Annotated in this window: 12 protein-coding genes; 5 read left to right on the forward strand and 7 right to left on the reverse strand. The window is 69.1% G+C overall.

All coding sequences use genetic code 11. The annotated features are described in order from the left end of the window. Window positions 1-253: 253 nt before the first annotated feature. From GPA22_RS05810 to ubiB, 7 genes are all read right to left on the reverse strand, one after another. The gene (locus tag GPA22_RS05810; RefSeq protein ID WP_169255155.1) at window positions 254-649 is read right to left on the reverse strand and encodes a VOC family protein; all 396 of its coding nucleotides are present in this window, start codon (window positions 647-649) and stop codon (window positions 254-256) included. A gap of 58 nt (window positions 650-707) precedes the next feature. Next, window positions 708-1058, reverse strand: a complete 351-nt coding sequence (locus tag GPA22_RS05815) for a ribbon-helix-helix domain-containing protein (RefSeq protein ID WP_169255156.1) — start codon at window positions 1056-1058, stop codon at window positions 708-710. Between the two features lie 24 nt (window positions 1059-1082). Beyond that, a complete protein-coding gene (locus GPA22_RS05820; RefSeq protein ID WP_169255157.1) occupies window positions 1083-2651 on the reverse strand; it encodes a GMC family oxidoreductase in 1569 nt (522 codons plus the stop codon). 37 nt (window positions 2652-2688) lie between these two features. Then, window positions 2689-3303 (reverse strand): twin-arginine translocation signal domain-containing protein, encoded by a 615-nt coding sequence (locus GPA22_RS05825; RefSeq protein WP_169255158.1) that lies wholly within the window; start codon window positions 3301-3303, stop codon window positions 2689-2691. 363 nt (window positions 3304-3666) lie between these two features. Next, entirely contained in the window at window positions 3667-5130 is a 1464-nt protein-coding gene (locus GPA22_RS05830; protein WP_169255159.1) for a high affinity choline transporter 1, read from the reverse strand. Window positions 5131-5297: 167 nt separating this feature from the next. Then, entirely contained in the window at window positions 5298-7454 is a 2157-nt protein-coding gene (gene rocD / locus GPA22_RS22905; RefSeq protein WP_169255160.1) for an ornithine--oxo-acid transaminase, read from the reverse strand. A 141-nt stretch (window positions 7455-7595) separates the two neighbouring features. Beyond that, entirely contained in the window at window positions 7596-9125 is a 1530-nt protein-coding gene (gene ubiB, locus GPA22_RS05840) for a ubiquinone biosynthesis regulatory protein kinase UbiB (protein ID WP_169255161.1), read from the reverse strand. 206 nt (window positions 9126-9331) lie between these two features. Between ubiB and argS the strand changes: the two genes are divergently transcribed. The 5 genes from argS to GPA22_RS05865 all read left to right on the forward strand — a co-directional run bounded on the left by argS (window position 9332) and on the right by GPA22_RS05865 (window position 18247). Then, a complete protein-coding gene (argS, locus tag GPA22_RS05845) occupies window positions 9332-11095 on the forward strand; it encodes an arginine--tRNA ligase (RefSeq protein WP_169255162.1) in 1764 nt (587 codons plus the stop codon). A 15-nt stretch (window positions 11096-11110) separates the two neighbouring features. Then, a complete protein-coding gene (locus tag GPA22_RS05850) occupies window positions 11111-11689 on the forward strand; it encodes an SPOR domain-containing protein (RefSeq protein WP_169255163.1) in 579 nt (192 codons plus the stop codon). 99 nt (window positions 11690-11788) lie between these two features. Then, window positions 11789-12430: a thiol:disulfide interchange protein DsbA/DsbL gene (locus GPA22_RS05855; RefSeq protein WP_169255164.1), complete on the forward strand. Its 642-nt coding sequence runs from the start codon at window positions 11789-11791 to the stop codon at window positions 12428-12430. Between the two features lie 56 nt (window positions 12431-12486). Beyond that, a complete protein-coding gene (locus GPA22_RS05860) occupies window positions 12487-13284 on the forward strand; it encodes an SDR family oxidoreductase (protein WP_211168959.1) in 798 nt (265 codons plus the stop codon). A gap of 142 nt (window positions 13285-13426) precedes the next feature. Further along, window positions 13427-18247, forward strand: coding sequence for an NAD-glutamate dehydrogenase (locus tag GPA22_RS05865; protein WP_169255165.1), 4821 nt, complete (start codon window positions 13427-13429; stop codon window positions 18245-18247). Window positions 18248-18251 lie beyond the last annotated feature (4 nt).

Here is an 18251-nt window from a genome sequence, read left to right on the forward strand (position 1 = left end):
ATCCGGCGGGGTTCATCGGACTGATTGTTTGACATCAAACAATTTGGTGAGGCGATGCTAGCACCGTTCCCGGCAAAGGAAAATATGAAGGTGCATGCATAGCCGGAACGCCCTCGCGGATTGCCGGAATATCGGCAATCCGCGGTTTTTCGGTGTTCCGGGAGGTCCGGCGGTCTTGATCGGGGCAATGCGCGGGCAGGTATTTTGCGCCTCGGTTGCGGCCGGTCGGGGCAGGCTCAGCGGTGCTGCGCCGTCACCGGTAGTGGCCGTGGCGCTCGAGCACCTCGATCTTGTAGCCGTCCGGATCCTGGATGAAGAAGAAGCGCGCGAGCAGTTCGTCGCCGCGCTTGAATTCCTTCACCGGGGCGGGCTCGTAGCCCTTGGCCGTGAGTTCGGCGTGGCGTGCGGCGACGTCGGGCACGACGACGGCGATGTGGCCGTAGCCGGTGCCGTGCGTGTAGGCCTCCTCGCGCCCCTTGTTGAGCGTCAGTTCGAGTTCGTAGTCGTTCTCCGCGTTGCGCAGGTAGACCAGCGTGAACTCGGGAAAATCGAGGCGGTGCGCTTCGCGCAGGTCGAGCACGTCTGCGTAGAAGCGCATCGATTTGTCGAGGTCGAGCACGCGGATCATGCTGTGGATGATTTTGGCCATGGAGACTCCGTAGTGGGGAAAACCGGTTCGGTCGATCGTGTCGCGGGCGGACGCAGGCTTACGGCCTAGTCGCCATCGCGACGATCTTCGAGGCCGACGCCGGCAGCGCCGGCGACGGTGCGTTTGGGAGCGCGCGTTCCGCGGCGATGAGCTTGCGCCGCAGGTAGCGCATGCAGGTCACGCGCAGGAAGGAGGCGAAGTTCGGCACTTCGCCGCGGTGCGCGAGGATCTCGTCGTGGAAGGTGACGACAAGGTGGTTGGTCGTGCACTGCTCCTCCTCGGCCATCTCGGCGAGGATGTCCCACACCATGTTCTCCAGGCGGATGCTGGTGAGCACGCCGTGGATGCGGATCGTGCGGGTGCGCTGCTCGTACTGGATCGGGTCGGCCTTGACGAAGTATTCGCACATGAAAGGGTCCTCGCGTCGGGGCGGTCAGAGCTGCTTGCGCTTCATCAGGTCGGCGATGTGATCGGCCTGGCGGATGGCGAGGGCGACGATCGTGAGGGTCGGGTTCTCGGCGCCGCCGGTCGTGAACTGGCTGCCGTCCGAAATGAACAGGTTGGGGATGTCGTGCGTGCGGCCGAAGGCGTTGCACACGCTGTCTGCCGCCCGGGCGCCCATGCGACAGGTGCCGAGGTTGTGCGTCGACGGGTAGGGCGGCGTGCGGAAGGTGCGGATCGCCCCCGCGGCCTGATAGACCCGCTCGCCCTGCGTGTACGCATGCTCGCGCATCGCGATGTCGTTGGCGTGGTCGTCGAAGTGCACGTTGGGCACCGGGTTGCCGTACTTGTCCTTGACGTCGCGGTTCAGCGTGACGCGGTTGCTCTCGCGCGGCATGTCCTCGCCGACCAGCCACATGCCGGCGAGCTGGCTGTAGTGTTCCATCCACCACGTGAAATCCTCGCCCCAGCCGCCGGGGTTGAGGAAGGCGGCCATGAAGGGTACGCCCAAGGACAGCGTCTCCATCTCGTAGCCGCCGACGAAACCGCGCCGCGTGTCGTGGCGCGCCTCGTCGCCGACGATGCCGGCCATCGTCGTGCCGCGGTACATATGCACCGGCTCCTTGAAGGCCGCGTACACCGAACCGGTCATGTGGCGCATGTAGTTGCGCCCCACCTGGCCCGACGAGTTCGCCAGCCCGTCGCGGAACTTGTCCGACGCCGACATCAGCAGCAGGCGCGGGGTCTCGATCGAGTTGCCGGCGACACACACGGCACGCGCCTTCTGCCGCTGTGCCCGGCCGTCCTTGTCGAAATACACCACGCCGGTGACCTTGCCCGCCGCATTGTGCTCGATGCGCGTGACGTGGGATTCGGGGCGCAGGTCGAGCTTGCCCGTCGCCTCGGCCTTGGGCAGTTCGGTGTACAACGTCGACCACTTGGCGCCGCTCTTGCAGCCCTGGAAGCAGAAGCCGAGCTGCAGGCAACGCCCGCGCCCGTCGCGCGGCCGGCTGTTGATCGCCATGCGGCCGGTATGCACTTCCTTGTAGCCGAGCCTGGTCGCGCCGGCGTGCATCACCTTGAAGTTGTTGTTGCCCGGCAGGCCCGGGATGCCGTTGCTGCGGGTGACGCCCATCTTGTCTTCCGCCTTCGCGTACCAGGGCTCCATCTCCTTCAGCGTCAGCGGCCAGTCCATCAGGCTGGCGCCGTCGATGGCGCCGTAGTGCGTGCGCACCTTGAATTCATGCTCCTGGAAGCGCAGCGACGCGCCGGCCCAGTGCGTCGTCGAGCCGCCCACCGTCTTGCAGATCCACGCCGGCAGGCCGGGAAAGTCCTTCGCAATACGCCAGCTGCCCGAGGTCGTGCGCGCGTCCAGCCACGCGAGCTGCGCGAACGATTTCCACTCGTCGTTGATGAAGCTGGCGCTCGACTGCATCGCCCCCGCTTCGAGACACACCACCTTGATGCCCTTCTGGCACAGCTCGTTCGCCAGCGTGCCGCCGCCCGCGCCCGAGCCGATGATGACGACCGCCGAAACGTCGTCGAATGCGATCTTGCCCATGTCCCGTCTCCGAATATTTTGATTGTCGTGACGCCGTTCAGCCCATGTATGGCGGCGGGCTGGCGCTCTCGGGCGGGGCCGGCAGCCACTTCAGGTCCTGGAAGCCGCGGGTGATGTAGCCGCCCTTGCTCCACGATTCGCCGGGGTAGCCGAAGGTCGCCCAGGTCATGTCGTTGTCGTAGAGCGAGGTCACGCACTTGCCGCGTACGGTGGCGAAGAAGGGGCTGCCCTCGATCGCCTTGACGGCCACGAGCTGCGCTGCCGCGTCGGCCTTGGCGAAGGCGCCGCCGGTCGCCTGGTCGAGCCCGGCCACGCCTTCGCGCAGCTGCAGCGCGAGCTTCGGGTCGGCCGCCGCCATCGCGTCGAGATCCTTGACGAGCACGGCATACACGGCGTCCGGCAGGCTGGGATGGGGGAAGAGGACGCGGCCGAACTTGAGCAGGGTCTCGCCCGTGGCCGTGTCGAGCGTCTTGAGTTCCAGCGCCCACGCCGGAGAGGGGGCGAGCGCGGCGAGCGGGGTGCCGATCGCGAGCGTGCCGAACAGGATGCCCGAGCCTTTCAGGAACTGGCGCCGCGTCAGCGGCAGATCGCGGCCGGACGCCGTGGACGACGACCCGTCGCGAATCGCCGCGGCGATCCGGATTGCTTGCATGGTTTGTCTCCTCGTCTTGTCAGGGACTGAGTGCCCTGATTGCCGAGCAGTATTTCATCGCGTCACCGGGCACAGGTAATAGGCCTGTACCTACGTCGGTGGAGGCGATACCGTCCCGCATGGCAGGGCATTACCCCTGATGGCAGCATAGGCATTGCAGGCGCCGTGCGCGAGCCATTCCGGTTCGTCGGGCGAAAGGCGAGGAAGGATATCCGGGGAGAATGCAGCGCAGGACCGCGATGCGATCCTGCCGGGAGAGATGCCGGGGGCGGCGCTCGACGTGCCGTCGTCAGCGCGGGCGCCCCTCCCGTCGGAACGGGCGTTCCCGAGGGCGGGCGGAACCCTGTCCGCCCGGACGATCAATCAATGTCCCGTGCGCTGGTGCGCAGTCTGCAGGTGCTCGGCGACGTGGCCGTGGGTCGGCTTCACCAGGGTCTGCGGCAGCAGCGAGCCGGCGAGCATCGCGGCGACGCCCGCAAGCATGCCGGCGAAGTGCGGCGGCACTGCGGCCTCCGGGGCGACGATCTCGAGCAGCACCCAGCTCACGAGGCCGGCGAAGATCGACGCCAGCGCGCCCTGCGTCGTTGCGCGCTTCCAGTACAGGCCGAAGGCGAGCGGCACGAAGGCGGTCGCGAGCGTGACCTTGTAGGCGTTCTCGACCATGCCGTGGATGCTCTCGTCGGTGTGCGTCGCGTACCAGGTGATCAGCAGCGCAAACGCGACGACGACGCCGCGCGTGAGCCACAGGAACTTGTGGTCGCTCATCTTCGGGAAGGTGCCGCGCAGGATGTTCTCGGAGAAGGTCACCGACGGCGCGAGCAGCGTGCCCGACGCGGTACTCATGATCGCGGAGAGCAGGGCGCCGAAGAACATCACCTGCGCGAACAGCGGCGTGTGTTGCAGGATCAGTTGCGGCAGGATCTGCTGGCTGTCGCTTTCCTGGAACTGCGCGACGAGCGCCGGATCGATCAGCGTCGCCGAGTAGGCGATGAAGAGCGGCACGAACGCGAACAGGAAGTAGCCGGAGCCGCCGAGCAGCGTGCCGGTCACGGCGATGCGCTCGTTGCGTGCGGAGTTCACGCGCTGGAACACGTCCTGCTGCGGGATCGAGCCGAAACCCATGGTCAGGATGCCGGCGACGAAGGCGAGCATGTCCCTCGCATCGAAGGCCGGCAGGAAGTCGAGCTTGCCCGCCGCGCTGGCGTGCGAAACGACGGTGCCGACGCCGCCCGCCATGTCGCCGATCAGCCAGGCGATGTAGAAGAGGCCGATGATGATGATGGTCATCTGCATGAAGTCGGTGAGCGCGACCGACCACATGCCGCCGAAGAGCGTATACACGAGCACGACACCCGCGCCGATCAGCATCCCCAGCTCGTTCGGGATCGCACCGTCGGAGAGGATGTTGAACACCAGGCCCAGCGCAGTGATCTGCGCCGCGACCCATCCGAGGTAGGACAGCACGATCGCGATCGAGCACAGCACCTCGACCGTGCGGCCGTAGCGCATGCGGTAGTAGTCGCCCAGGGTCAGCAGGTTCAGGCGGTACAGCGGGCGAGCGAAGAACAGGCCGACGAGGATCAGGCACAGCGAGGCGCCGAAGGGGTCGGACCACAGCCCGCGCAGGCCTTCGTCGAGGAAGGTCGCCGAGATGCCGAGCACGGTCTCGGCGCCGAACCAGGTCGCGAACACCGTCGCGGTGACGATGTACAGCGGCAGGTGGCGGCCGGCCGCGACATAGTCCGAGGTGTTCTTGACGTGGGTGGCGGCGTACAGGCCGACGCCGATCGAGACCAGGAGATAAGCGATGACGAAGCCGACCAGCATGCTAAGGCCTTTGCGCGGTGATGGGTGGAGGCTGAACAAAAACAGCGGGCGCAAAGTTTAGCAACGAATCCAGCCGCGCGGGGGGCTGGATCCCTTGCGCGGCGTGGATTTGACGCACCTTTGTGGTGCGACGCAAAAGGCCGTCGGCGTGCCGCCGGCGGCGCCTGTCAGGGCTGCAGCGGCGTCTGCCCGCGATGCGTGGTCGCGGCGGCCAGGGTGTCGAGCACGACGTCCGCGGCCGCGTCGAGTTCGGCCTCGGTGATGATCAGCGGCGGGGCGAAGCGAATCACCGTGTTGTGCGTGTCCTTGGTCGCGATGCCGCGCGCGAGCAGCAGCTCCGCCGCGGTCGTCGCGCGCAGCTGCGCCGGATCGAGCTCGATGCCCACCAGCAGGCCGCGCCCGCGCACCTCGCGCACGCACGGCAGGCGCGCGTCGCGGAAGCGGGCCATGAGCCGTTCGCCCAGGCGCGTCGCGTGTTCCCACGGGCGCGTCTCGTCGAGGATCGCGAGCACTTCCAGCGCGACGGCGGCGCCCAGCGGGTTGCCGCCGAAAGTCGAGCCGTGGTCGCCCGGCTGCAGCACGTCGAGCACGGGCGCGTCCGCGAGGAAGGCCGACACCGGCAGCAGGCCGCCGCCCAGCGCCTTGCCGAGGATCAGCCCGTCCGGATGCACGCCCTCGTGGTCGCAGGCGAGCAGGCGCCCGGTGCGGCCGAGGCCGGTCTGGACTTCGTCGGCGATCAGCAGCACGTTGTGGCGGCGGCAGATCTCCGCGCAGCGCGCGAGGTAGCCCGCCGGCGGCACGAGGATGCCGCCTTCGCCCTGGATGGGCTCGACGAGGAAGGCCGTGGTGTCGGGCGTGATCGCCGCTTCGAGCGCGTCCGCGTCGCCGTAGGGAATGCGCTTGAAGCCGGCCGGGAAGGGGCCGAAGCCGTCGCGGTACTGTTCTTCCGAGGACATGCCGACGATGGTGATCGAGCGGCCGTGGAAGTTGCCTTCGCAGGCGATGATCTCCGCCTGGTCGGGGGCGATGCCCTTGACCTTGTAGCCCCACTTGCGCGCCGTCTTCAACGCGGTCTCGACCGCCTCGAGGCCGGTGTTCACCGGCAGCACGCGGTCGTAGCCGAGCAGGCCGCACAGGCGCTCCATCAGGACCGGCAGGCGGTCGTTGGAGAAGGCGCGCGAGGTCAGCGCGAGGCGCTGTGCCTGGTCGTTGAGCGCGCGCAGCAGGCGCGGGTTGGCGTGGCCGAAGCTGACCGCCGAGTAGGCGCTCATCATGTCGAGGTAGCGCCGCCCCTCGACATCCCACAGCCACACGCCCCGGCCGTGGCGGAAGACGACCGGCAGCGGCGCGTAGTTGTGCGCGCCGAACTCGCGTTCCTTCGCGCGAAGCAGATAGGTCGACGGGCCCAGCGCCGCGCCGGCGATGTTCGCGACCCAGCCCGCGCAGGTGCCGCCGGGATCGAGGTCGGGCAGGTACTCGACGATCTCCATCGCGGCGAAGTCGCCGCAGCCGCGCAGCGCGAGCAGCGCGTCGCACAGCTCCTCCGGCGCGATGCCCGCGCTTTCCGGGCAGATGACCGCGGGGAAGGCCGAGGCGTCGAGCGCGTCGAGGTCGATGCTGACGCCGAACGCGCCCGTGCGTTCGCGCACCACGCTCAGCGCGTCGCAGAACACCGCGGCGATGCCGCGATCGCGCACTTCCGCCATGTCGAAGATCTGCACGCCCAGGCGCTGCAGGCGCTCGCGCTCCTCCGGGTCCCAGCTGCGGGCGCCGATCACGGCGACGTTCGCCGGATCGATTCTCGGCCCGTCGATCCCGGTCAGGGCCGGATCGCCCTCGTCCAGCAGGGCCGCGAGCGGCATGCCGTGGATGTTGCCCGAATGCGTGCTGAGCTCGGTGTGGCTGTCGAGGTGGGCGTCGATCCAGATCAGCCCCAGCGCGCCGCGCGAGGCGACGCGGGTGGCGACGCCGCGCCACGTGCCGATGCCGATGGCGTGGTCGCCGCCGATCACGAGGGGAAAGACCTCGGGGGCGAGCGCGGTCAGGTGGTCCGCGACGCGCCGCGCGAGTTCGCCGACCGCGTCCAGGCGCTCGCGCATCGGCGCGCCCGCGGGCGGCACGGTGAGCGGCACGAGCGTTTCCTGCCAGCTCGCCGCCACGCCCAGTCCCTGCAGGTGCTGCAGCAGTCCGTTGCGTTCGAGCGCGGCAGGGGCCGCTTCCGGTCCCGGCGCGGGGGCGCCGAGGGCCGACGCGACGCCGACGATGCGCACGACGGCGCGCAGGTCGGCATGGGACGGGACGTGCAGCGGCGCGGAGTGAGTCATGGCCATCCTCCCTGCCCGCAGGAGTGCGGACGAATAATCGATGCGCTTACGCATTCGACGTACACCGCAGGGATTCGTTCAGGGGCTGCCGGCGTGCGCGGGCCGGCGCGTGACGGAGTGCGCGCCGGCCGCGCGGGGCGGTCAGCCGAGGAGCCGGTACAGCTCCAGCCCGAGGATGGCCGCGAGCAGCGTCGAGACGAGCCACAGCACGCGCCCGTGCGTGCGCTGCGCGGCGGCGAGGCGTTCCAGCTCGCCGCTCTGCACCTCGTGGCGGTGCGCGGTCGAGTCGAGCACGCGATGCACGAGGCGCGGCAGCTGCGGCAGCGTGCCGGCCCAGGACGGCGCCTCGTCCTTGAGGTTGCGCAGCAGGCCGCGCCAGCCCATCTGCTCTTCCATCCAGCGTTCGAGGAAGGGTTTCGCGGTCTTCCACAGGTCGAGCTCGGGGTCGAGCTGGCGCCCGAGGCCCTCGATGTTCAGAAGCGTCTTCTGCAGCAGCACGAGCTGCGGCTGCACTTCCATCTCGAAGCGGCGCGCGGTCTGGAACAGACGCAGCAGCGTCTTGCCGAAGGAGATGTCCTTCAGCGGGCGGTCGAAGATCGGCTCGCACACCGCGCGGATCGCGCTCTCGAACTCATCCACGCGCGTGTGCGCCGGCACCCAGCCGGCCTCGATGTGGGCGCGCGCGACGCGGTTGTAGTCGCGCTTGAAGAAGCCGAGGAAGTTCTGCGCGAGGTAGCTCTTGTCCTCCGCGTTGAGCGTGCCGACGATGCCGAAATCCAGCGCGATGTAGCGCCCGTCGGCATGCACGAAGATGTTGCCGGGGTGCATGTCGGCGTGGAAGAAGCCGTCGCGGAACACCTGCGTGAAGAAGATCTCGACCCCCGCGCGCGACAGCGCCTTGAGGTCGGTGCCCTGCGCGCGCAGCGCGTCGAGCTGCGAGATCGGCACGCCGCGCATGCGCTCCATCACCATCACGTTCTTGCCGCACCAGTCCCAGTGCACCTCCGGCACCTGCAGCAGCTTCGAGTTCGTGAAGTTGCGCCGCAGCTGCGAGCAGTTCGACGCCTCGCGCATCAGGTCGAGCTCGTCGTGCAGGTACTTGCTGAATTCGGCGACCACTTCGCGCGGCTTGAGGCGCCGCGCCTCCGGCCACAGCTTTTCCAGCAGCGTCGCCGCGGTGTCGAGCAGCGCGAGGTCGTGCGCGATCACCGGCTCGATGCCCGGGCGCAGGATCTTCACTGCGACTTCGGTGCCGTCGGGCAGGCGCGCGAAATGCACCTGCGCGACCGACGCGGACGCGACCGGCGTGCGCTCGAAGTCGACGAAGACTTCGTCGACCGGCTTGCCGTAGAAGTCCTCCAGCACCTTCAGCGCCTGCTCGGTGGGGAAGGGCGGGACGCGGTCCTGCAGCAGCGCGAGCTCGTCGGCGAGGTCGGGCGGCAGCAGGTCGCGGCGCGTCGACAGCATCTGGCCGAACTTCACGAAGATCGGGCCGAGCGACTCCAGCGCCCGGCGCAGGCGCTCGCCGCGCGGCGCGGTCGGGTGGCGCCAGAAGAACACCGCCTGCCACAGCTTCACCAGGCGTCCGCTCGGATCGGCTTCGAGCACCATCTGGTCGAGGCCGAAGCGCAGGCCGACGGTGATGATCTTGGCAAGACGGAAGAGACGCACTTTGGATTGCCGGGCGGGGAAAGGCGGGACTTTAGCCCGAAGGGGCGTGCGAGGAAAGGGTCGCGGGGTGGCCGGACGGTCGGCCGACGCGCCGATCCGCATCCCGGCCCGTCATGCGACGCACTGCACAAGCGCCGACACGTGCACGTCGGGCCTTGCCGGGGCGATCCGCTATAATCGCACGTTTAGTTTCTTTTCCGAGTGCCATGAGCGCCGATCCGAAAGTCCAACTTGCCGACCTGCTGCGCGCCGCGCTGAAGAGCGTCGCGCCCGACCTCACCGACACCCCGATCCAGCTGGAACGCCCCAAGCAGGCCGGTCACGGCGACTTCGCCACCAACCTCGCGCTGCAGCTCGCCAAGCCGTTGCGCCGCAGCCCGCGCGATCTCGCGACGATGCTGCTGGCCGAGCTGCCGGCCTCGCCGCTGGTCGCGAAGACCGAGGTGGCCGGTGCCGGCTTCATCAACTTCACGCTGAATTCCGGCGCCAAGACCTCGGTCGTCGCCGACGTCCTGGCCCGCGGCGCGGCGTTCGGGCGCGGCGTGCGCCGCGACACCAAGGTGCAGGTCGAGTTCGTCTCGGCCAACCCCACCGGACCGCTGCACGTCGGCCACGGCCGCGGCGCGGCCTACGGCGCCTCGCTGTCGGCGGTGCTCGACTTCGCCGGGTTCGATGTCACGCGCGAGTACTACATCAACGACGCCGGCCGGCAGATGGACATCCTCGCGCTGTCGACCTGGCTGCGCTACCTCGCCTTCCACGGCATCGAGATCGACTTCCCGCCCAACGCCTATCAGGGCGACTACGTCATCGACATGGCGCGCGAGATGCGCGAGGGCCACAAGGACCGCTTCGCGAAAGTCACCGTCGCGCAGATCCTCGCCGGCACGCCCGGCCTGCCCGCTTCGGACCGCAAGGACGACGAGGCCAAGAACCAGCGCGAGACGCACCTCGACGTGCTGATCGCCAATGCCAAGCACCTGCTCGGCGAGGACTACCCGTTCGTGCATGGTTTCGCGCTCAACGAGCAGCTCGGCGACGGCCGCGACGACCTGCACGAGTTCGGCGTGCATTTCGACCGGTGGTTCTCCGAGCGCAGCCTGTTCGACACCGGCCTGGTCGAGCGCGCCGTGACCGAGCTCGAGAAGCGCGGCCACCTCTACGTGCAGGACGGCGCCAAGTGGTTCCGTTCGACCGCCTTCGGCGACGAGAAGGACCGCGTCGTGCAGCGCGACAACGGCCTGTATACGTACTTCGCGTCCGACATCGCCTACCACCTGAACAAGTACGAGCGCGGCTTCGACCGCATCATCGACATCTGGGGCGCCGACCACCACGGCTACATCCCGCGCGTGAAGGGCGCCCTCGCCGCGCTCGGGCTGCCGCCGGAAAAGCTCGAAGTGGCGCTGGTGCAGTTCGCGGTGCTGTACCGCAACGGCCAGAAGGCCGCGATGTCTACCCGTTCGGGCGAGTTCGTGACGCTGCGCGAGCTGCGCCGCGAAGTCGGCAACGACGCGTGCCGCTTCTTCTACGTGCTGCGGAAGAGCGACCAGCACCTCGACTTCGACCTCGACCTCGCGAAGAGCCAGAGCAACGAGAACCCGGTCTACTACGTGCAGTACGCGCACGCGCGCGTGTGTTCGGTGCTGCAACAGTGGGGCGGCGACGCGGGCGAGCTGGCCGCGGCCGACCTCGCGCGCCTCGAGAACGAGCGCGAACTGGCGCTGTGCGCGCGCCTCGGCGCCTTCGCCGAGCTGATCCAGGGCGCTGCCGCCGACTACGCGCCGCACCAGATCGCGTTCTACCTCAAGGACCTCGCCGGCGAGTTCCACAGCTGGTACAACGCCGAGCGCATGCTGGTCGACGACGAGGCGGTGAAGCTCGCGCGCCTCGCGCTCGCCGCCGCGGTGCGCCAGGTGCTCGCCAACGGCCTCGCGCTGTTGGGCGTGTCGGCACCGCAGTCGATGTAAACGTCGGAGAACCCCGTGAGTCGTGACCGCAAGCCCAGCAGGAAAGCCAGCCGCCCGGCGAAGAGCCGCGGCGGCGTGATCGTCGGCATCTTCATCGGACTGGTGCTCGGCGCGCTGTTCGCGGCCGGTGCCGCGTGGTACTTCACGCGCAATTCGCCCTTCCAGACGCCTGCCGCGCCGGCGCCTGCCGCGGCGCGTCCGCCCGCGTCCGACCAGCCCGCCTCGCTGCCGGGCAAGCCGGGCGACCGCCCGGTGGTGAAGCCGGACTTCGAGTTCTACAAGATCCTGCCGCAGGGCGAGGGCGCGCCGACCGAGAGCAAGCCGCCCGCACCCGCCGCGGCCGCGCCGGCCGCGACCGACAAGCTCTACCTGCAGATCGGCGCCTTCGAGAATCCGGCCGAAGCCGACAACCTCAAGGCCAAGCTCGCGCTCAACGGCATCGAAGCCAGCGCGCAGCGCGCACAGCTGCCGGACGGCCGCACGATGCATCGCGTGCGCATCGGCCCCTTCGCCAAGCCGGAAGACATGAATCCGGTGCGCGCGCGCCTGTCCGAGGCCGGCTTCACCGCAACGGTGGTGAAGGCCACCCCGTGAGCATTTGCCGGAACGGCATTCCGGATATGCTGAAAAGGTTTCGGGAACCACTCGCAGGGTCTGCCGTCTGAGACCCTGTCATCCACTCGGGAGTATTGAATGAATCGTCGTGCTGCACTCAAGCAACTGTCTGCCCTGACCGCCCTGTCCGTCCTCGGCGGCGCCGCCTGGGCCCAGAAGGCCGGCCAGCCCTTCCAGACGCTCGCCACCAAGGTGCCGACCGAAGTCGCCGGGAAGATCGAGGTGATCGAGTTCTTCTCCTACGGCTGCCCGCACTGCAACGACTTCGAGCCGCTGCTGAACAACTGGAAGAAGACGCTGTCGTCCGACGTCAATTTCGTGAAGGTGCCGATCACCTTCAACCGCCCCGAGTGGACCAACCTCGCGCGCATCTACTACACCCTCGACGCGATGGGCGAGGCCGACAAGCTCGGTTCGGCCGTGTTCGCGGCGATCCACGAGCAGAAGCGCCCGCTGCAGAAGGAAGACGTGCTGCTCGAGTGGATCGGCGGCGTCACCGACTCGAAGCGTTTCAGCGATACGTGGAAGTCCTTCGGCGTGCAGTCGCGCCTGCAGCGCGCCAACCAGATCGCCGCCGCCTACCGCGTCACCGGCGTGCCGATGATGGCCGTCGACGGCCGCTTCATGGTGTCGGCCTCGACCGCCGGCAGCCACGAGGCGATGCTGAAGACCGTCGACGAGCTCGTCGCGCGCGCGCGCTCGGAGAAGGGCAAGGGCTGATGCCTGTGCTGCCCGGCCGCCGCGCGTCCGGGCACGCAACCGATCGTCGATCCCGCATGGTTCGATCCTCCGCAAGTCCGGCTCTGGCCGGACTTCGTGTTTTCCTGACCGGCGCCTCGAGCGGCCTCGGCCAGGCGTTCGCGCGCCATTACGCGCAGCGCGGCGCGCAGCTCGGGCTCGTCGCGCGGCGCACCGACGCCTTGTCGCAGCTGGCGGCCGGGCTCCCCGGCGAGCATCTCGTGCTGCCCGCGGATGTCGGCGACGGCGCGGCGCTCGCGGACGCCGCCCGGACCTACCTCGCGCGCGTCGGCGTGCCCGACATCGTCATCGCGAATGCCGGCGTGTCGGTCGGCACGCTGACCGAATGCGCGGAAGACCTCCCCGCCTTCGAGCGCGTCATGCGCACCAACGTGAATGGCATCGTCGCGAGCTTCCAGCCCTTCGTCGACGCGATGCGCGAGCGCGGCTCGGGGCGGCTCGTGGGCATCGCTTCGGTCGCCGGCATCCGCGGCCTGCCGGGGGCGGGCGCCTACAGTGCGTCCAAGGCCGCGGCGATCGCCTACCTCGAGAGCCTGCGCGTCGAGCTGCGTGGCAGCGGCGTGCGGGTTGTGACGCTCGCGCCCGGTTACATCGCGACGCCGATGACGGCCGTGAACCCCTATCCGATGCCCTTCATCCTGCAGGCCGACGAGGCCGCGCGGCGCATGGCGAAGCTCATCGACGCCGGCCGCGGCTATGCCGTGGTGCCCTGGCAGATGGGCGTGGTCGCGCGCGTGCTGCGGGCGCTGCCCAATCCCGTCTTCGACGCCCTGTTCGCGCGCGCCGGGCGCAAGCCGCGCGGATTGCCGCTGTAGTTCCCCGCACGCGGCGCACCCCGCCGCAGCTCCCGCCCCTTCCCCGCGGCACGCGATGCGGGTATGGTTATCCGGATCAAGTGGGCAGTCGCCGGACTCGTCGCCTTGTCGCGGTGCGGCCCCCGTCACGCGGGAGACAGCGATGCAGACACGCCATGTGGAGAGCGGTGCCGCAAGTTTCGAAACGATCCTGGAACAGATCGCGATCAAGCTGCCCGCCGACCAGGCGGCGCTCGTCGGCGCCTTCGCCCGGCGCTGGTTCGGCCAGGTCACCCCGGAGGACATCGCCGACTACACCGTCGACGACCTCTACGGCGCGGTGCTCAGCCACTGGAACTTCGCGCGCAAGCACCGCGGCGGCACCCGGCTGCGGGTCTATAACCCGAAGCTCGAGGAGCACGGCTGGGAGTCGACCCACACCGTCATCGAGATCGTCAATGACGACATGCCCTTCCTCGTCGATTCGATCGCGATGGAGGTCAACCGCCAGGGCCTCACGCTGCACCTTATCATTCACCCCGTGATGCGCGTCGTGCGCGATGCGGAGGGCGTGCATCAGCGCATCGTCGAGGACGCCGATGCGTCCGAAGGGCACTACGAATCGATCATCCACGTGGAGGTCGACCGGCGCACCGATGCGGAGGACCTCGACGCGCTGCGCGTGGGGCTCGAGCAGGTGCTGGCCGACGTGCGCCTCGCCGTCGCCGACTGGCCGGCGATGCAGCAGCGGGTCGCGGACATCATCGCGGAGGTCGAGCAGAATCCGCCGCCGGTGGCGGTCGGGGATATCGGCGAGAGCGTGGCCTTCCTGAAGTGGCTGATGGACGACAACCTCGTGCTGCTGGGTTGCCGTGATTACGAACTGGCCGAGCTCGACGGCAAGCCCGAGCTGTGCATCGTGGCCGGCTCGGGCCTGGGCCTGCTGCGCGAGAAGGAGGGCGAGCGGCAGTCGCGCTCGTTCGGCGCCCTGCCGCCGGAGCTGAAGACGACGCTGCCCAACCTGCCCGTGCTGCTGACGGTGACGAAGTCGAACACGCGCTCGACCGTGCATCGCGTCGGCTACATCGACCGCTTCAGCATCAAGCGCTTCGACGCGGACGGCCACGTGTGCGGCGAACGCCGCGTGATCGGCCTGCTGGCGTCGACCGCGTACAGCACCAGCCCGAAGCTGGTCCCCTTCCTGCGCCGCAAGGTCGATGCGGTGATCGCCCGCGCCGGCCTGATGCCCAAAAGCCATGCGGCCAAGGCGCTGCTGACCATCCTCGAACGCTATCCGCGCGACGAGCTGTTCCAGATCGAGGCCGAGGAACTCTTCCACCAGGCGATGGGCATCCTGCACCTGGGCGAGCGCCAGCGCACGCGGCTCTTCGTGCGCTGCGACCCGTTCGCGCGCTTTGTCTGCTGCCTGATCTACGTGCCGCGCGAGCACTACAACACCGACCAGCGCCTGCGCATGCAGGCGGTGCTGATGGAAGCCTTCAACGGCGTGAGCTCGGACTTCGATGTGCAGTTCTTCGAATCCGCACTGGCGCGCGTGCTGATCACCGTGCGCACGCGCGGTTCGGCGATCCCGCCCTTCGAGGTGCATGAACTGGAGCAGCGCATCGTGCGCGCGACACGGCGCTGGGAGGACGAGCTGCACCGCGTGCTGCTCGAACACTGCGGCGAGGAGCGCGGCATGGCGCTGCTGCGCCGCTACGGCAGCGCCTTCCCGGCGGGCTACCGCGAGGAGTATTCGCCGCGGGTGGCGGTGTTCGACATCGAGCAGATGGAATCGGTGGCGGGCGACGGCCTCGCGATGAGCCTCTACATCCCGCTCGAGGCGCCGTCGGGGCGGCTCAATTTCAAGATCTACCGCGTCGGCGCGCCGGTGCCGCTGTCGCAGAGCCTGCCGATGCTCGAACGCATGGGCGTGAAGGTGATCGACGAGCGGCCGTCCGATATCGCGCGCCAGGACGGCCAGTGCGTGTGGATCCACGACTTCGGGCTGGCCTACGACGGGGCGGAGGAGCTCGACATCGACACGCTGCGCCCGCTCTTCCACGACGCCTTCCTGCGCGCGTGGCGCGGCGAGATCGAGAGCGACGACTTCAACCGCCTGACGCTGCTCGCGGGCCTCACGTGGCGCGAGATCACGGTGCTGCGCGCCTACGCGAAGCACATGAAGCAGGCGGCCTTCACGTTCAGCCAGGCCTACATGCAGCAGACGCTCGCGGCCCATCCGCGGCTCGCGCGTCAGCTGATCGAGCTCTTCTCGCTGCGCCTGGACCCGGCGCGCGTGGCCGAGCGCGCACGGCACGAGGCGACGGTGCTCGCCGGCATCGACGACGCCCTCAACGACGTCGCGAACCTCGACGAAGACCGCATCCTGCGCCAGTTCCTCGCGATGGTGCGCGCGACGCTGCGCACGAACTACTACCAGCGCGACGCCGACGGCGCGATCAAGCCCTACCTGTCCTTCAAGCTCGACCCCAGGCGCATCCCGAACCTGCCGCAGCCGCTGCCGATGTTCGAGATCTTCGTCTATGCGCCGCGCTTCGAGGGCGTGCACCTGCGCGGCGGCAAGGTCGCGCGCGGCGGCCTGCGCTGGTCGGACCGCATGGAGGACTACCGCACCGAGGTGCTGGGCCTGGTGAAGGCGCAGATCGTCAAGAACGCGGTGATCGTGCCGGTCGGCTCCAAGGGCGGCTTCGTCGTCCGGAATCCGCCGCCCGCGGGCGACCGCGAGGCCGTGCTCGCCGAAGGCATCGCCTGCTATCGGCTGTACCTGCATGGCCTGCTGGATCTCACCGACAACCTCGTGCAGGGCCGCGTCGTGCCGCCGCCCGACGTGGTGCGCCACGACGGCGACGACCCCTACCTGGTCGTCGCTGCGGACAAGGGCACGGCGAGCTTCTCCGACTATGCCAACGGCGTCGCGGCGGAATACGGCTTCTGGCTCGGCGACGCCTTCGCGTCCGGCGGCTCGGCGGGCTACGACCACAAGAAGATGGCGATCACCGCGCGCGGCGCGTGGGAATCGGTGAAGCGCCACTTCCGCGAGCTCGGCCTCGACACGCAGGAGCAGCCCTTCACGGCGGTCGGCATCGGCGACATGTCGGGCGACGTGTTCGGCAACGGCATGCTGCGCTCGCGCAAGATCCGCCTGATCGCCGCCTTCGACCATCGCCACGTGTTCTTCGACCCCGACCCGGACCCGGAAGCGTCCTTCGTCGAGCGCGAGCGCCTCTTCGCGCTGCCGCGCTCGTCGTGGAACGATTACGACCGCACGAAGATCTCCGCGGGCGGCGGGGTGTGGCCGCGCAGCGCGAAGTCGATCGCGCTGTCGCCGCAGATGCAGGCGGTGCTGGGCGTCGCGGCCGAGTCGCTGACGCCGTCCGAGCTGATCCGTGCGATCCTGCGCGCGCCGGTCGACCTGCTCTACAACGGCGGCATCGGCACCTACGTCAAGGCGACGAACGAGACCGACGCCGCGGTCGGCGACCGCGCCAACGACGCGGTGCGGGTGAACGGCGCCGAACTGCGCTGCCGCGTGATCGGCGAGGGCGGCAACCTCGGCATGACGCAGCTCGGGCGCATCGAATACGCGCTCAAGGGCGGCAAGCTCTGCACCGACGCGATCGACAACTCCGGCGGCGTGGACTGCTCCGACCACGAGGTGAACATCAAGATCCTGCTCAACAGCGTGATCGCGGAAGGCGAACTCACCGGCAAGCAGCGCGACGCGTTGCTCGTCGAGATGACCGACGAGGTCGCCGCGCTGGTGCTGCGCGACAACTACGCGCAGACGCAGATTCTGTCGGTGACGCGCGCGCGCGGCATGGCGCTGCTCGACGAGCAGGCCGAGTTCATCCGCCGCCTGAGCTTCGCCGGACGCCTCAACCGCAAGCTCGAATTCCTGCCGCTCGACGACGAGATCGCCGAACGCGCCGCCGCCCGCACCGGCCTGGTCACGCCGGAACTCGCGGTGCTGCTCGCCTACAGCAAGATCGAGCTCTACGACGAGGTGCTCGCGTCCGACGTGCCGGAAGATCCCTACATCGGCAGCGCGCTGTCGCGCTACTTCCCCGAACCGCTGCGCGAGCGCTTCGCCGCGCACATCGCCAGGCATCCGCTGCGCCGCGAGATCATCTCCACGCACGTCATCAACAGCATGATCAACCGCGTCGGCCCGACCTTCGTCGGCCGCCTGCAGGGCGAGCTCGGCGTCACCGCGGCGGACGTCGTGCGCGCCTACATGGCCACGCGCGAAGTGTTCGGGCTGGTGCCCACGTGGCATGCGATCGAGGCGCTCGACAACCGCGTCGAGGACGCCGTGCAGACCGCGATGATCATCGACTGCGGCCGCCTCGTGCAGCGCGGCACGCTGTGGTTCCTGCGCCACCGCGAATGGCTCGCCGACCTGCCGGCCACGCTCGCCTACTTCTCGCCCGGCGTCGCCGCGCTGTCCGAACACCTCCACCGCCTGGTGTCCGACGACTACCGTGCGCAGCTCGATGCGGCCGTCGCGCGCTACGTCGAGCGCGGCGTGCCCGAGGAGCTCGCGCTGCGCATCGCGTCGCTCGACGAACTCTACTCGGCGCTCGACCTCGTCGAGATCGTCGCCGACACCGGCCGCCCTGGGCCGACGGTCGCCGCCGTGTATTTCACCCTTGGCGGCCACCTCGACCTGTACTGGCTGGGCACGCAGATCAACGCCCTGCCGGCCGACACCCGCTGGCAGAACCTCGCCCGCGGCGCCCTGCGCGTCGACCTCTCGAACCTCGCCCGCGCGCTCGCCGCGGAAGCCCTGAAAGCCTCGCCCGACCTCGCCCAGCCGGACGACCTCATCGCCGCCTGGGAGGCCCGCCGCACGCCCCAGATCGACCGCTACCGCCACCTCCTCGCCGACGTGAAGACGACGCAATCGATCGAGATGTCGATGCTGTCGGTGCTGTTGCGGGAGTTGCGCGGGATGGTGTGAGCGG

The organism is Aromatoleum toluvorans (assembly GCF_012910905.1).
GTDB lineage: Bacteria > Pseudomonadota > Gammaproteobacteria > Burkholderiales > Rhodocyclaceae > Aromatoleum > Aromatoleum toluvorans.

What these genes read in the sequence shown, in the direction of transcription:
- rocD (WP_169255160.1), bottom strand. Translation starts at nt 7,454, where the DNA reads ATGACTCACTCCGCGCCGCTGCACGTCCCGTCCCATGCCGACCTGCGC.
- GPA22_RS05855 (WP_169255164.1), top strand. Translation starts at nt 11,789, where the DNA reads ATGAATCGTCGTGCTGCACTCAAGCAACTGTCTGCCCTGACCGCCCTG.
- GPA22_RS05815 (WP_169255156.1), bottom strand. Translation starts at nt 1,058, where the DNA reads ATGTGCGAATACTTCGTCAAGGCCGACCCGATCCAGTACGAGCAGCGC.
- GPA22_RS05860 (WP_211168959.1), top strand. Translation starts at nt 12,487, where the DNA reads ATGGTTCGATCCTCCGCAAGTCCGGCTCTGGCCGGACTTCGTGTTTTC.
- GPA22_RS05830 (WP_169255159.1), bottom strand. Translation starts at nt 5,130, where the DNA reads ATGCTGGTCGGCTTCGTCATCGCTTATCTCCTGGTCTCGATCGGCGTC.
- GPA22_RS05865 (WP_169255165.1), top strand. Translation starts at nt 13,427, where the DNA reads ATGCAGACACGCCATGTGGAGAGCGGTGCCGCAAGTTTCGAAACGATC.
- GPA22_RS05825 (WP_169255158.1), bottom strand. Translation starts at nt 3,303, where the DNA reads ATGCAAGCAATCCGGATCGCCGCGGCGATTCGCGACGGGTCGTCGTCC.
- GPA22_RS05810 (WP_169255155.1), bottom strand. Translation starts at nt 649, where the DNA reads ATGGCCAAAATCATCCACAGCATGATCCGCGTGCTCGACCTCGACAAA.
- argS (WP_169255162.1), top strand. Translation starts at nt 9,332, where the DNA reads ATGAGCGCCGATCCGAAAGTCCAACTTGCCGACCTGCTGCGCGCCGCG.
- GPA22_RS05820 (WP_169255157.1), bottom strand. Translation starts at nt 2,651, where the DNA reads ATGGGCAAGATCGCATTCGACGACGTTTCGGCGGTCGTCATCATCGGC.